Origin of the sequence: Streptomyces racemochromogenes, from assembly GCF_039535215.1 — a bacterium.
Lineage (GTDB): Bacteria > Actinomycetota > Actinomycetes > Streptomycetales > Streptomycetaceae > Streptomyces > Streptomyces racemochromogenes.
On the sequence record NZ_BAAAWT010000001.1, the window covers coordinates 6,694,236 to 6,707,181 of the forward strand.

The 12,946-nt window shown below is 75.2% G+C and carries 10 protein-coding genes; 6 read left to right on the top strand and 4 right to left on the bottom strand.

Translation table 11 applies throughout. The features are described from left to right. Positions 1-385 precede the first annotated feature (385 nt). Entirely contained in the window at positions 386-1,102 is a 717-nt protein-coding gene (locus tag ABD973_RS31005; RefSeq protein WP_345503459.1) for an ABC transporter ATP-binding protein, read from the bottom strand. Then, positions 1,099-1,878, bottom strand: a complete 780-nt coding sequence (locus tag ABD973_RS31010; protein WP_345503461.1) for an ABC transporter permease — start codon at positions 1,876-1,878, stop codon at positions 1,099-1,101. The genes ABD973_RS31005 and ABD973_RS31010 overlap by 4 nt, the downstream gene beginning before the upstream one ends. Before the next feature lie 153 nt (positions 1,879-2,031). Here ABD973_RS31010 and ABD973_RS31015 point away from each other — a divergent pair, with 153 nt between their 5' ends. Continuing rightward, positions 2,032-2,607, top strand: coding sequence for a helix-turn-helix domain-containing protein (locus ABD973_RS31015; protein WP_125601610.1), 576 nt, complete (start codon positions 2,032-2,034; stop codon positions 2,605-2,607). A 5-nt stretch (positions 2,608-2,612) separates the two neighbouring features. Here the strand turns inward: ABD973_RS31015 and ABD973_RS31020 are convergent, their stop codons facing one another. Beyond that, positions 2,613-3,116: a GNAT family N-acetyltransferase gene (locus ABD973_RS31020; RefSeq protein ID WP_125820044.1), complete on the bottom strand. Its 504-nt coding sequence runs from the start codon at positions 3,114-3,116 to the stop codon at positions 2,613-2,615. Positions 3,117-3,145: 29 nt separating this feature from the next. Further along, complete coding sequence (locus ABD973_RS31025) at positions 3,146-6,148, bottom strand: D-alanyl-D-alanine carboxypeptidase (protein WP_345503464.1); 3,003 nt, start codon at positions 6,146-6,148, stop codon at positions 3,146-3,148. Between the two features lie 215 nt (positions 6,149-6,363). On the opposite strand from ABD973_RS31025, the gene ABD973_RS31030 reads away from it, so the two are divergent. The 5 genes from ABD973_RS31030 (at position 6,364) to ABD973_RS31050 (ending at position 12,930) form a co-directional block, all read left to right on the top strand. After that, positions 6,364-6,786, top strand: a complete 423-nt coding sequence (locus tag ABD973_RS31030; protein ID WP_345503466.1) for a GntR family transcriptional regulator — start codon at positions 6,364-6,366, stop codon at positions 6,784-6,786. Continuing rightward, a complete protein-coding gene (locus tag ABD973_RS31035) occupies positions 6,783-7,694 on the top strand; it encodes an ABC transporter ATP-binding protein (RefSeq protein ID WP_345503468.1) in 912 nt (303 codons plus the stop codon). Before ABD973_RS31030 ends, ABD973_RS31035 begins: the two co-directional genes overlap by 4 nt. Continuing rightward, positions 7,691-8,644 carry an ABC transporter permease subunit gene (locus tag ABD973_RS31040; protein WP_125820042.1) on the top strand — a complete coding sequence of 318 codons (954 nt, stop codon included), beginning with the start codon at positions 7,691-7,693 and terminating at the stop codon, positions 8,642-8,644. Before ABD973_RS31035 ends, ABD973_RS31040 begins: the two co-directional genes overlap by 4 nt. 81 nt (positions 8,645-8,725) lie before the next feature. Next, positions 8,726-9,502, top strand: coding sequence for a class I SAM-dependent DNA methyltransferase (locus ABD973_RS31045; RefSeq protein WP_125820041.1), 777 nt, complete (start codon positions 8,726-8,728; stop codon positions 9,500-9,502). A 191-nt stretch (positions 9,503-9,693) separates the two neighbouring features. Next, on the top strand, positions 9,694-12,930 hold the full coding sequence (locus ABD973_RS31050; RefSeq protein ID WP_345503471.1) for a TIM-barrel domain-containing protein: 3,237 nt from the start codon (positions 9,694-9,696) through the stop codon (positions 12,928-12,930). The last annotated feature ends 16 nt before the right edge of the window (positions 12,931-12,946 follow it).

The window sequence follows — 12,946 nt, forward strand, 5'->3', positions numbered from 1 at the left end:
GCGCGGGTCGGGGCCCGGCCCAGCGGGGTCGGGGGTGTGCGGGTCGGGCCCGGCCCAGCGGGCCGGGGCCCGGCCTGGGGGCGGGCGGTCGTGCGGGCCGGGCGTTGCCCGCCGGGCCGGGTGCAAGTCGTGCGGGCCGGGCGTTGCCCGACGGGTCGGGTGCCGGTCGGGCGGGCGGGGCGTTGCCCACCGGGGCGGGGTCGTGCGGGCCGGGCGCCGGTTCCGCTCATGCCGAGGAGGGCGTCCGCCCATCCGGGCGGGGGCGGGGCGGGTTCCGGTTCCCTGCGGGCCAAGGTGCCCGTGGGGTTCCGCGCGCGGACCCGGGGAGCGTCGCGCGGGGCGGACCGGGCGGGCCCGGGTGCGGGCTTCGGGGTGGGGGGGCGGGTCAGGGGGTGGTCAGGTGGCGGGCTATCAGGGCGCGGAGGTCCGGGTCCGGGGGGCCCGGGGGGACGGGGTGGTCCGCCAGGACCCGGCCCGGGGAGGCGCCCAGCACCACCACCCGCCCGGCCAGGGCGAGCGCTTCGTCGATGTCGTGCGTCACGAACAGCACCGTGGTCCCGCTGCGCCGCCACAGCTCCCGCAGCAGGTCCTGCATCCGGCCCCGGGTCAGCGCGTCCAGCGCCCCGAACGGCTCGTCCATCAGCAGCACCTCCGGTTCCGCCGCCAGCGCCCGGGCCAGGGCGACGCGCTGCTGCATCCCGCCCGACAGCTGGGCCGGGTACTTGTGCGCCCCGTCCGCCAGGCCGACCTCCGCGAGCGCGGCCAGCGCCCGTTCGCGGCGCTCCCGGCGCGGCAGCCCGAGCCGTTTCAGCGCGAACTCGACGTTGCCCCGGGCCGTGCGCCACGGGAACAGCGCGTAGTGCTGGAAGACCACCCCCCGCTCGGGGCCCGGCCCCTCCACCGGCACGGACCCCGCCGTCACCCGGCCCGACGCGGGGCGGACGAAGCCGGCCACCGTGTTCAGCACCGTGGACTTGCCGCAGCCGCTGGGCCCCAGCAGCGCCGTGAACGACCCCGCCGGGAACACCAGGTCCGTCCGCTCCAGCACGGGCGCCGCGCCGTAGCCCACCGTCAGCCCCTCCAGGCGTACCTCGAGGCTCATGACGCGCTCCAGTGCACGAAGCGGCGTCCGACGGCGGCCAGGAGGAGGTCCGCCGCCACGCCCAGCAGCCCGAGCACGAGCAGCCCCGCGAACATCCGGTCCACCCGCAGGAACTGGCCGTCCACCTGGAGCCGGTAGGCCAGCCCGCTGTCCGCGCCGCCCAGTTCGGCGGCGACCAGCGCCAGCAGCGCCACCGAGGCCCCGTAGCGCAACGCGGCCAGCAGCGCCGGCGCGGCTGCCGGGAGCAGCACCTCGGTGAACCGCCGGTGCAGCGGCGCCCCCAGCGAACGGGCCGCCCGCAGGTGCGAGACCGGCACCCGCGAGACCCCGTCGTGCACGTACAGCCAGACCGCGAGGAGCACGGCGTACGCGATCAGCAGCCGCTTGGCGCTCTCGCCGATCCCGAACCAGGCCGTCGCCAGCGGTACGAGCGCGATGGCCGGGATCGGCCGGAGGAAGGAGACCACCGGAGTGACGGCCGCCGACAGCCTCGGCAGGTACCCGGTGGCGAACCCGAGCGCGCCGCCCACGACCGCGCCCAGCGCGAAGCCCTGCCCCGCGCGGGCCAGGCTCGCGCCCAGGTCAGAGGCCAGCACCCCGCTGCGGGCGCTGTCCGCCAGCGCCGCGAGGGTGTCGGCCGGAGTGGGCAGCAGCCCCGGGGCCACCGCGCCCGACCAGGCGAGCAGGGACCAGAGCCCGAGCACGGCGGCGGCCGCGCCGGCCGGCGGGCCGAACCGGCCGAGGGCCCGGGCCGTGGGGGAGGGGGTGGGGTGCACGCGAGCACTCCTCATCTGCTGTCCGGCCGTCGCCGGCCTGGCGTTCATAAGTGAGGTCAATAATTGACGACGCTTATGAACAGCGTGTTGCAGCAGTACGAAACCTCCCGGGCCCACCCGGCCGCCGGAAACCCATGGGGTACGTTCACCAGCGTGTCCCGCCCCGAACCCACCCCCGAAGCCATAGACGTCGGCCGCGCGATCCGCGAGTGCCGCACGGCACGCCGCGTCTCCATGGCCGTACTGGCCGCCCGCTCGGGCCTCTCGCAGCCCTTCCTCAGCCAGCTCGAACGCGGACTGGCCACGCCCAGCCTCAGCTCGATCTACCGGATCGCCGAGGCCCTCGACGTGGCCCCCGGGACGTTCCTGCGGCCGCCGGGCCGGCCCGGCGTGGTCAGCCACGAGAGCGACCCCCAGGTCATCCGCGTCAGCGAGGCCGCCGGGCAGGTGGCACAGGTGCTCATCCCGGGCGGGCGCAGCGCGCTGATGGAGGCCTACGAGCACCACTTCGAGCCGGGCCAGGGCGAGCGCGGCTGGTTCGAGCACCCCGGTGAGGACTTCCTCTACGTCCTGGAGGGGTCGGTCGTCCTCGAAGTGCGGGGCGAGGAGCCCCTGTTGCTGACCGCCGGCCAGAGCGCCCACCACCGGGGCGACCTGCCGCACCGCTGCGTGCTGGCCGACGGGGGCACGGCGGCCGCCCGCACCCTGCTCGTCATCGCGAACCCGTAACGCGCCTACGGGGGCGCGGCGTAGCAGCGTACGGGGACCACCCGGCCGGGTCCCCACCGCTGCTCGACGGTCGCCAGCAGGCTCCAGCCGAGCCGCTCGTACAGCGCGGCGGCGGCGGTGTCGGAGGCCACCACGTCGAGCACCGGGTGCAGTCCGAGCTCCCGTGACAGGCGCGCGGCCCGTGCCATCAGCAGGGCGCCGATCCCGTGCCCGCGCGCACCGGGCGCGACGAAGAGGCGGCTGACGACGGCGGTGTCCCGCGCGGGCAGCCCCGTCCGCCGGCTCCACAGCTCCGGCGCCGAGTCGCCCGGCCCGCCGCGGCACAGGCCGACGTGGCCGGCCAGGCGGCCGTCCCGCTCCGCGACCCAGCTGCCGAGCAGCGCGGGCGGCGACAGCCACTCCCGGGGCCGGTCGGGCCAGTCCACGGGGTAGCCGTCGCCGTGGTGGACCTCGGCGAGCGCGCGCACGCACGCGTCGAGGTCCTCTGCTTCGCGGGGCCGGACGTCCATCCGGTCATGCAAGCACAGCGGGACCCGCCTCAGGACAGGCGGGTCAGCCTGGCGCCGAAAGAGGGCTCGACGAGGTCGGCACCCACGGCGACGGGCACGCTCTTCGCGCCGTCCCCCTCACCCACGGTCAGCACGCCGGCCTGCGTCCCGGCCTTGGCCTCGTGCGGGAGGGGCTTCGCGCCCGCCCCGAGGGAGAGCCGCAGCCGCTGCCCCGGCACGCCGATCACGGTGAGGTCCTTCGTGGCCACGAGCGGGGTCTGGCCGCCGAGCCCGTCGGACACGTGGCCCACCAGCTGCCCCTTGCGGATGACGGTGGCCGGGGCGAGGGCCTTGCGGACCGCCTCGATGACCTTGCGGCTGTTCTCCTTCACCAGCTCCAGGCTGTTCGCGCCGTCGGGGTCGGGGCCGTCCACGTGCTGGTCCATCATCGTGCCGAGGATCAGCGGGGTCTCGCCGCCGACCGTCCTGTACGCGGCCCACGACAGGGTGCCGCCCGCCGGGGTGCTCGATCCGGTCTTGATGCCGTTGATGTTCAGGCCGGCGAGGAGCAGGCTGCCGTTGTTGTTGATGAGCGGCTTGGACAGCCCCTCGACCGGGGCGCTGGGCAGCACCACCACCGTGCGGAACGCGTCGTCCTTCATCACGGCCTCGGCGAGCTTCAGCTGGTCGACGGCGGTGCTGACGGTGCCGGCGTCCAGGCCGCTGGGGTCCGTGTACGTGGTGTCCGTCATGCCGAGTTCCTTCGCCGCGGCGTTCATCTTCGCGACGAACGCGGCCTCGTCGCCGCCGGTGTCCCAGCGGGCCAGCAGGCGGGCGATGTTGTTGCCGGACGGGATCATCAGCATCTTGATCATGTCCAGCTCGCTGAACCTCTGCCCGGCGGTGAGCCCCTCGATCCGGGACTCGCTCCCGGCGTTGCCCTCGGCCACCGCCTTGGCGTCGACCTCGATCTTGGGGCCCGGCTCGTTCTTGCGCAGGGGGTGGCCCTTGAGGACCACGTACGCCGTCATGATCTTCGCCACGCTGGCCGTCGGCACCGGCTTCTGCTCGCCGAAGGTGCCGATGGTGCCGGAGCCGGGGATGCGCACGGCCGCCTGGCCCTTGGCCGGCCAGGGGATGGACGTCGAGCCATCGATGGTGTGCGAGGTCTGCGCGGCGACGAGCTGCGGGGCGGGGAGCGGGCGCAGCATCTGGGCCCCCGCGACGGCGGCGCCGAGCAGCAGCACGATCGGCGTCCACACCTTGACGCGCCGCGTGAGGGTGCGGCGCGGGGTCTCCGGCGGGGGAGCGGTGTTGGTCAGCTCGGCCAGCAGTTCCAGCGGCGGCAGCGGGGCCTCGCGGGTGGGCTCCAGTACCGCCGGCGCCGGGCGGTGCGCGGGCTGTTGCCGGGGCTGGGGCCGCGACGGCCTGAGGGCGTCGGGATCCCGGAGCGCGACGAACTCGCTGGTCCGCTCGGGGTCGTGCGGTCGCGCTGCCGCGCCCCCGCCGGAGGCCGGCCCCCGCCCGGCACCGCCCCTGACCGCGGGGGCGCCTTCCCCGACCTTCGCCTCCGCCACCGAGGGGCGGGGGCTGCCGTCCGCGGGCTCCTCGGGGCCGTCGCCTTTCGCCCACGACGGCCGCGGGCGGCCCGACGCCCCCGCCGCACCCCCGCCGCGCGTCCCGCTCCGGTCAAGGCTTCCCCGTGTCCCGGGCCGGTTGCCGTCGGTTGTCGGCTCGGCTGCGGTGCCGGACTGCGAGCGCGGCTCGGTCGGGTTGGGGGTGTTCCGTGTCCCGGGCCGGTTGCCGGCCGGCTCGGGCCCGGTGGGGGTGTCGGCTTCCGCGTCCGGGACGGGACCCGCCGGGGCGCCGCCCGTTCCCGCGGGGGCTCCCTGCCCGCCTCGGGCGGCGTCCGAGTCCGTCGACGCGCCCCCGTCGGAGGCGTGGCCGGTTCGCTGCTCGGCAGGGGTGCCGGTCCCGGACTCCGCGTCGGCGTCCGCGCGCTTGCGCGACGGGGCGTCCCCGCCCCCGGCCCGGTCACCGGGAATCGCCTCCCGCCCGGCGGGGGAGGCGTCCTCCGCCCCGGCGGTGCCCTCCCGCTGAGCCGGGGCGTCCGTTGCCGAGGCCCGTGCGGCGGGGACGTCGTCCTCGGATTCCGCGTCGGTGTCGGCCACCTGGCCGGCTCCGGCCGGGGTACCGGCGGGTCCCCGCGCACCGGGGGTGTCGTTCGCGGGCTCGGACGCCTCGCGCCGGACGGCGACGTCGTCGGACCCCCGCCCCGCACGGGCGTCGTCCTCCGACTCGGCGTCAGCGCCGCTCCTCCCGTGCCCGGGCAGGGCGCCGGCGGGGGCCGCCTTCTGCCCGGCGCCGGTCAAGGCGCTGGTCTCACGCCTGGTCAGGGTGCGGGTAGGCGTGTCGGTCTCCGCCCCCGGTGCGCTGTCCCGCGGCCCACGGCCCGACACGGTATCGGCGTGCTCCTGGGTGGTGTCCCCGGGCCCCCGCCCGGCCGGGCCGTCGGTCGGTTCCGGGGTGGCGCTCTCGCGCCCGCGCCTGGCCGGGCCGTCGGTCGGCTCCGGGGCAGTGTCCTGCAGCCCGCGCCCGGTTGGGGCGTTGGCCGGCTCCGGGCCGGTGTCCTGCGGCCCGCGCCCGGCCGGGGCGTCGGTCGGCTCCGGCCCGTTGTCCTGCTGTTCGCGCCCGGCCGGGGCATGGGTCGGTGCCAGGGCACTGTCCTGCGGGCCGCGCCCGGCCGGGGCGTCGGTCGGCTCCTGGGTGGTGTTCTCGGGTTCGCGCCCGGTGGGGGCGTCGGTCGGCTCCGGGCCGGTGTCCTGCGGGCCGCGCTCGGCCGGGGTAAGGGTCGGTGCCTGGGCACTGTCCTGCCGACCGCGCCCGGACAGGGCATGGGTCGGCTCCGAGGTGGTGTCCTGCGGTTCGCGCCCGGGCAGGGCAGCGGTGGGGGGCTTCGGGGTGGGGTCGGGCAGGGGAGCGCCCGAACCCGGTTCACCCTCCTGCGGGCTCCGCCCGCCCCGCGCACCGTTCGACACCGTTTCCGCCTTCATCCACGCCCCACCTTGCTGTTCACACCCGGCTGCACCGGTTCTCGCCGTCACGTCCGCGCGGCCGTCACCGGCCCGCCGATCACCTAGATGCCCGCCCCGGCCTCCGCGTTCCCGCCCCGGCGGGCTGTGACGGTTCGGTCATACTCCGCCGGTTTGACGAGCCCTCACACAGTCTGCACTATTCCACTAACGTGTTAGTGGAATGAGGTGGAGGGATGGAGTTCCGAGTAGACCGGCGCAGCGGCGTCGCCACCTATCTGCAGCTCGTCACGCAGGTCAAACAGGCCCTGCGGCTGGGCGTGCTGGAGCCGGGGGACCGGCTGCCGACGGCCCGGGAGGTGGTGGCGGCCACCGCCATCAACCCCAACACCGTCCTCAAGGCGTACCGCGAGCTCGAACGCGAAGGGCTCGTCGAACCGCGCCCCGGCGCGGGGACGTTCGTCCGCCGCTCCCTCTCGCACCCCGGCGCGGCCCCCGACTCGCCGCTGCGCCTGGCCCTCGCCGCCTGGATGGCGCGGGCCCGCGAGGAGGGGCTGGACCGCGAGGACATCACGGCGCTCGTCGCGGCCGCCGTGGACGAGAGCTTCAACCCCTCCGGGCCCGGGCGGCCCGGACAGTCGAGAAAGGAAACGGCGTGAGCGATCCGACCCACGCGCCGGCACTACGGGCCACCCGGCTCGGGCGGGAGTTCGGCGGCCACCGGGCCCTGCACGCGTGCGACGTCGAACTGCCCGCGGGCCGCGTCACGGCCCTCGTCGGCCCCAACGGCGCCGGCAAGAGCACCCTGCTCCAGCTCGCCGCCGGCCTGCTGCGCCCGACCAGCGGGGAGATACGCGTCTTCGGCGAGGCCCCCGGCACCCCCGGAGCCCGCCGCCGCACCGCCTTCCTGGCGCAGGAGAAGCCGCTGCACGCCGGCTTCACCGTCGCCGACACCCTGCGCATGGGCCGCGCGCTCAACCGCGGCCACTGGGACCAGGACGCCGCGGAGCAGCTGCTCACCGGCTCGGGCATCCGCCGCGACGCCCGGGTCGGGTCGCTGTCCGGCGGCAACCGGACCCGGGTCGCGCTGGCCCTCGTCCTCGGCAAGCGCGCCGACCTGCTGCTCCTGGACGAGCCGCTGGCCGACCTCGACCCGGTCGCCCGGCACGACGTGACGGCCCTGCTGATGACCGCGGCCGCCGAGCACGGCACCGGCATCGTGATGTCCTCGCACGTCCTGGCCGAACTGGAGGACGTCTGCGACCACGTGGTGCTGCTCAAGGACGGTGCCGCCCGGCTCAGCGGCGACGTCCAGGAGCTGCGCGAGGCCCACACCTGGATCACCGGCAGGGCCGACCCGGCGGAGGCCGACGGCCTGCCCCGCTCCCTCGACCGCGGCGCCGTCGTGCACTCCGCGGTCGGCGGCCGCCAGGTCACCGCGCTCGTCCGTACGCCCCCGCCGGCCGACGACGGCCGGTGGATCACCGAGACCCCCTCCCTGGAAACCCTCTTGCTCGCCCACCTCCGCGCCCCCCGCCCCGCCGCCGACGAGGAGGCCGCCGCATGAAGGGCGTCCTGTGGCTGGCCTGGCGCCAGCAGCGCCTGATGATCCTCTCCGCGTTCGCCCTGCTGGCGCTCTGCGCGGCGTACGTGGCGTACCGGCGCTCCGAGATGACGGAGCTGATAGACGCCACCGGCTGGGTGCCCTGCCCCGGCTGGAACGGGGGCTGCGAGAGCACCGCCACCTTCGAGATCATGCAGGGCAACTCCGCCGGCATCCGCGCCCTCGGCACCCTCGGCATCGCGGTGCCGGCCCTGATCGGCGTGTTCTGGGGCGCCCCGCTCATCGGCCGGGAGCTGGAGACGGGCACGTTCAAGCTGGCCCTCACCCAGGGTGTGGGCCCGCGCCGCTGGTTCGCGGCCCGGTTCGGTCTGGCGGCGCTGGTCGCCGTACTCGTGGCAGCCGTCGTCGGAGCGCTCGTCGCCTGGTGGTGGCTGCCCATCGCCAACACCCTCGACGGCCCCTACTGGCACGACGCGGCGGTCTACCAGGCGACCGGCCCGGCCCCGGTGGCCTGCGCCCTGTTCGGGCTCGCGGCCGGGACCCTCGCGGGCCTCCTGGTGCGCCGGACGCTGCCCGCCATGGGCGCGGCCGTGGCCGCGATCGGCACCGCGATGGTGTTCGTGACGTTCTTCCGCACCTCCTGGATCGCCCCCGAGACCCGGATCACGCCCGGCGACACCCCCAAGCGGCTCGTCGGCAGCGCCTGGTCCACCGGGCAGTTCGGCTACCTCACGCCCGACGGCCGCGAGTACCCGATCACGGAGTTCTGCCAGACGTCCGGTGACGAGATGCGGGCGTGCATGGCCGAGCACGGCTTCACCGGCCGCTACCACAAGGTCTACCCGAGCGGCGACTTCTGGACCTTCCAGTGGATCGACACCGCCCTCTACCTCGGGGCCGCCGCCGTGCTCGTGGGCCTGACCCTCCTCGTGCTGCGCCGCCGCACGGCCTGACCGCCGCGCCCGCCCCGCGCCCACCCGCGGCCCACCCGGGGCCCGACCACCCGTTCCGTCCGCACTCCTGGGGGACCCCTCATGGCCACCAAGAAGAACCTCACCGCCAACCGCGCCGGCCTCGGCCACAAGGTCCGCTACGCGCTGGGCAACCCGACCCGCATCGCCCCGTACGTCCGCCGTGCCGCGCGCGACCGCTGGCTGCGCCTCAAGCACCCCGACCACGTGGGCTACTACCGTGCCGTCATGGCCTCCGACACCGGCCGCAACCCGGAGGCCGCCGTCGGCAGCCAGACCCACGAGCGCTGGCTGGCCCTCGGCAAGATGCAGTTCGACTACCTCACGGCGCACGGCCTCACCCCGCGCCACCGCATGCTCGACATCGGATGCGGCAACCTGCGCGCGGGCTGGCGCTTCATCGAGCACCTGGACGCCGGCCACTACTACGGCATCGACATCTCGCCCGACATCCTCATAGCGGCCAAGGGGACGCTGACCGGGCGGGGGCTCCAGGACAAGCTCCCGCACCTGACCATCACCCAGGACCTCACCCTGGACTTCCTGCCCGACCGGCACTTCGACGTGGTGCACGCGCACAGCGTGTTCTCCCACTCGCCGATCGGGATCATCGACGAGTGCCTCGCGCACGTGGAGCGCGTCCTCGCGCCCGGCGGCTGGTTCGACTTCACCTTCGACCGCACCGAGGGCACCGAACACCAGGTGCTGCGCGAGGACTTCTACTACCGCACCCAGACCCTCGTGGACCTCGCCGCCCGGCACGGGCTGAAGGCCCGCTTCATGGACGACTGGGAGGAGCTCGGCCACGGCCAGTCCAAGATCCGCGTCACCGCCGCCTGACGCCGACGGGTTGGGCCCGGGCGGCGAAGCAGGTGCGACGGCTTCCCGCCCGGGCCCCTCCGTGCTCAAATCTGCTTGATACCGGACTACTTCGAGCAGGTTCCTTCAAATGGGCCGCCCGAGTCCGCTATCTTGCCGGGTGCATGCCAAGGCGGTGTGTCCGCGATCCGGACCGCACGAGGAGCTGCCCGATGAGTCCCACGAGACTGTCCCTGAGGCGCCACCGGCACGAACGCCCACCCGAGCACCGCCGCCGGGCCCGCCCCGGTCGCCACCGGGCCCGCCTCGCGGCCCTGCTCGCCGCCGCCCTCGCCGCCGCGGGCCTCGCCGCGGCGGGGCCCGCCACCGCCCGCGCCGCGGCCGCCGCCCCGGCCGCCACGGCGGGGACGGCCACCGGCCTGACCCAGTCGGGCGGCACCTTCACCGTGAGCACCTCCAGCGGCGCCAAGGCCCGCGTCGTCGTCGCCCGCGCCGACGTCTTCCGCCTCTGGCTCTCGCCCGACGGGGCCTTCACCAACGATCCGGCCGGCTCCGACTTGGCCCAGACCACCGACTTCGGCCCCGTCAACGCGAACTGGACCGACGCGGGCACCCACTTCCGGATCACCACCGGGGCGCTGTCCATCCGGGTCAACAAATCACCCCTGCGGTTCTCCGTGTACCGCGCCGACGACACCACCCTCGTCTGGCAGGAGACCCAGCCCACCAGCTGGGGCGGCGGCAAGACCACCCAGTACCTGGCCCGCGGCGCCGACGAGCAGTTCTACGGCACCGGCCTGCGCCTCGGCGAGTGGGCGCTGCGCGGCAAGACGGTGCCCGTGGCCGTGGACAACAAGTGGCGCGAGAACAACAACGCCAGCCCCGCCCCCTTCTACATGTCCACCAACGACTACGGCGTCATGCGCAACACCTGGGCCCCGGGCTCGTACTCCTTCGACGCGCCCACCGCCCTCACCCACGACGAGACCCGCTTCGACGCCTGGTATTTCACCGGCGACTCCCTCAAGTCCGTCCTCGACGCCTACACGGACGTCAGCGGCAAACCCTTCATGGCACCGATGTGGGGCTTCGAACTCGGCAACGCCGACTGCTTCAACGCCTCCAACCCCGCCTACCAGGGCGACCACGACCGGCCGCGCCACCAGACCACCCCCGACGTGGCCGGCTACGCCGCCGACGCCCGCGCCGCCGACATGCCCTCGGGCTGGTTCCTGCCCAACGACGGCTACGGCTGCGGCTACACCGCCCCCCTGAAGTCCACCGTCGACGCCCTGAAGGCCAAGGGCTTCCAGACCGGCCTGTGGACCTCCACCGGACTCGGCTCCATCGCCGACGAGGTGGCCAGCGCCGGCAGCCGGGGCGTCAAGACCGACGTGGCGTGGATCGGCGGCGGTTACAAGAGCGCCTTCCAGGGCGTCCAGCAGGCCGTCGACGGCATCGAGAAGAACTCCGACGCCCGCCGGTACGTGTGGACCGTCGACGGCTGGGCCGGCACCCAGCGCAACGCCGTCGTCTGGACCGGCGACACCTACGGCACCTGGGACGACATGCGCTGGCACGTCCCCGCCATCGCCGGCGCCGGCCTGTCCGGCCTCAACTACGCCTCCGGCGACATCGACGGCATCTTCGGCGGCAGCCCCAAGACGTACGCCCGCGACCTCCAGTGGAAGGCCTTCACCCCCGCCTTCATGACCATGTCCGGGTGGGGCGCCGTCAACCCGTCGCCCGGCTACCAGGACAAGCAGCCCTGGCGCTTCGCCGAGCCCTACCTGTCCATCAACCGCAAGTACCTCCAGCTGAAGATGCGGCTGATGCCCTACCTGTACACGATGAGCCGCACCGCCCACGAGACGGGCGTCCCCAGCACCCGCGCGATGGTCCTGGAGTACCCCGACGACCCGGTCGCCCGCGGGAACCTGACCAGCGGCCAGTTCATGGCCGGGGACTCCTTCCTCGTCGCACCGGTCGTCTCCGACACCACCGTCCGCGACGGCATCTACCTGCCCGCCGGGACCTGGACGGACTACTGGACCGGGAAGACGTACGCGGGCCCGGGCTGGCTCAACGGCTACCGGGCACCCCTGGACACCCTGCCGCTGTTCGTCAAGGGCGGGGCGGTCGTGCCGATGTGGCCGCAGATGAACCACTCCGGCGAGAAGCCCGTCGACACCCTCACCTACGACATCCACCCGCGCGGCACCTCCACCTTCAGCCTGTACGAGGACGACGGCCGCACCCGCGCCTACGCGTCGGGCGCCTTCGCCCGCCAGCGCGTCGACGTCAGCGCCCCGACGGCGGGTCCCGGGACGGTGACCGTCTCCGTCGGCGCCCCCACGGGCGGCTACGCTGGCCAGCGGGCCTCGCGCGGCTACGAGTTCACCCTCCACGTGGCCTCCGCCCCCACCGCCCTCACGGCGGACGGCGCCGCCCTGCCCCTCCTCGCCGACAAGGCCGCCTACGACGCGGCGGCCACTGGCTGGTTCTTCGACCCCTCCGACCGCGCGGGCGTCCTGTGGGTCAAGACCGGTACGAAGACGGGCGCGTTCGGCGTCACCGCCACCGGCACCTCCGTCCCGGCCGCCGAGGCGATCCCGGTCACCTCCTCGCCCATCTCCCCGTCGGCCTGGACCCTGGTCTCCGCCGACAGCCAGGAGACCGCCGCCGAGAACGGTGCCGCGGTCAACGCCTTCGACGGCGACCCGGCCACCCTGTGGCACACCGCCTGGTCCTCCGGGAAGGCGGCGGCCCTGCCGCACGAGATCCGCGTCGACCTCGGCGCCCGCTACAGCGTCGACGGCCTCGGCTACCTGCCGCGCCAGGACGGCGGGGCCAACGGCCGGATCGGCGGCTACGAGGTCTACGTGTCCGACACCACCGCCGACTGGGGAACCCCCGCGGCCACCGGCACCTTCGCCGACACCGCGGCCGCCAAGTCCGTCACCCTCGCCCCCAGGACCGGCCGCTACCTGAGACTGCGCGCCCTGACCGAGGCCGGCGGGCGCGGCCCCTGGACCAGTGCCGCCGAGCTCACCCTCACCGGCCGCCCGGCACCGCTCCCCGCGGACGCCACCCTCGTCAACGCGGCCTCCGCGCGCTGCCTGGACCTGCCGCACAGCGACACCACACCGGGCACCGCACCCACCCTCTACACCTGCCACGGAGGCCCGAACCAGCGCTGGACCCTCCAGGACGACGGCCGCCTCACCGGCCTGGGCGGAGTCTGCCTCGACGCCGGCGACCCGGCGAAGGTGACGGTGCGGGCCTGCGCCCCCGGCCCCGCCCAGACCTGGCAGCCCGGCCCGGACGGCAGCCTGCGCGGCGCCGGCCAGTGCCTCACCCCGGCGGGCTCCGGCACCGCCAACGGCACCGGACTCACCCGCGCCGCCTGCACGGGCGCCGCCGCCCAACGCTGGACCTTCACCCCCTGACCGCGAGCCCGGCCCG